General features: G+C 73.5%; 1 protein-coding gene. It reads right to left on the bottom strand.

Annotated features, from left to right (window positions below; genetic code table 11):
* Positions 1 to 147: 147 nt before the first annotated feature.
* Positions 148 to 1,395, bottom strand: a 1,248-nt coding sequence (locus AB0C01_RS08130) for a hypothetical protein (RefSeq protein ID WP_357570694.1), incomplete at its 5' end; no start/stop codon positions are given.

The raw sequence follows: 1,395 nt of genomic DNA, 5'->3' as shown, positions 1-1,395 counted from the left end.
ACTGGCCCTGTGTTTCCGCCATTTGGTTGGGTGGGGTTTTTTCCCCGGCCGCCTAACAATCTTCCAGTCGAGGGCCGCCCCATCCGGGTCGGCCCTCGACTGCGTAGCGCCATTGGTGGCGCAATCAGGAAGGATGTACCTGTGAGTTCAGGACCGCAGGGCGGAGACCGTCCCCGTCGCTACGAAGACCGTACTGACGGTGCGGGCGGACGCGACCGCGGCCCGCGCCGCGATGACCAAGGCCGGCCCCCGTACCGGGGAGACCGCGACAGCGCTGGCGGCGCCCGCGGCGGCTACGCCGGCGGCCGTGACTCTGGTTCCCGTGGCGGTGACCGGGACAGTTCGCGTTCCAGCGCCCCCCGTGAGGGTGGTTACCGGGGTGGCGACCGCGATGGTTCGCGCTCCAGCGCCCCGCGTGAGGGTGGTTTCCGCGGTGGCGACCGTCGCGAAGGCGGTTTCCGCGGCGGTGACCGGGACGGTTCGCGCTCGGGCGCCCCGCGTGAGGGTGGCTTCCGGGGAGGCGACCGCGACGGTTCGCGTTCCAGCGCCCCGCGTGAGGGTGGTTTCCGGGGCGGTGACCGTCGCGAAGGTGGTTTCCGCGGCGGTGACCGGGACAGCTCGCGTTCCAGCGCCCCCCGTGAGGGTGGCTTCCGCGGCGGCGACCGCGACGGTGGTTTCCGCGGCGGCGACCGTCGCGAAGGCGGTTTCCGCGGCGGTGACCGGGACGGTTCGCGTTCCAGCGCCCCCCGTGAGGGTGGCTTCCGGGGCGGTGACCGCGACGGTGGTTTCCGCGGGGGTGACCGTCGTGAGGGCGGCTACCAGGGTGGCGGCGATCGCACCCGTTCCGGCCCCTCTCGTGAGGGTGGTTTCCGGGGCGGCGACCGCGACGGTTCGCGCTCGAGCGCCCCGCGTGAGGGCGGCTTCCGCGGCGGTGACCGTCGCGAAGGCGGTTTCCGTGGTGGCGACCGGGACGGTTCCCGTTCCAGCGCTCCGCGTGAGGGTGGTTTCCGCGGCGGTGACCGCGACGGTGGCTTCCGCGGGGGTGACCGTCGCGAAGGTGGTTTCCGTGGTGGCGACCGGGACGGTTCCCGTTCCAGCGCTCCGCGTGAGGGTGGTTTCCGCAGCGGTGACCGCGACGGTGGCTTCCGCGGGGGTGACCGTCGTGAGGGCGGCTTCCGTGGTGGTGACCGCGACGGTGGCTTCCGTGGCGGTGACCGTCGTGAGGGCGGCTACCAGGGTGGCGATCGCACCCGTTCCGGTCCCCCCCGCGAGGGCGGCTTCCGCGGCGGTGACCGTGAGGGTGGCTTCCGCGGCGGTGACCGTCGTGAGGGCGGCTTCCGTGGCGGCGACCGTGACGGTTCCCGGCCGAGTGGACCGCGTGACGGCGGCGCGCGT

This window comes from Micromonospora sp. NPDC048905, assembly GCF_040649655.1.
Taxonomy (GTDB): domain Bacteria; phylum Actinomycetota; class Actinomycetes; order Mycobacteriales; family Micromonosporaceae; genus Micromonospora.
The sequence above is the reverse complement of the archived record's forward strand: the minus strand, read 5'-3'. Positions and strand labels throughout refer to the sequence as shown.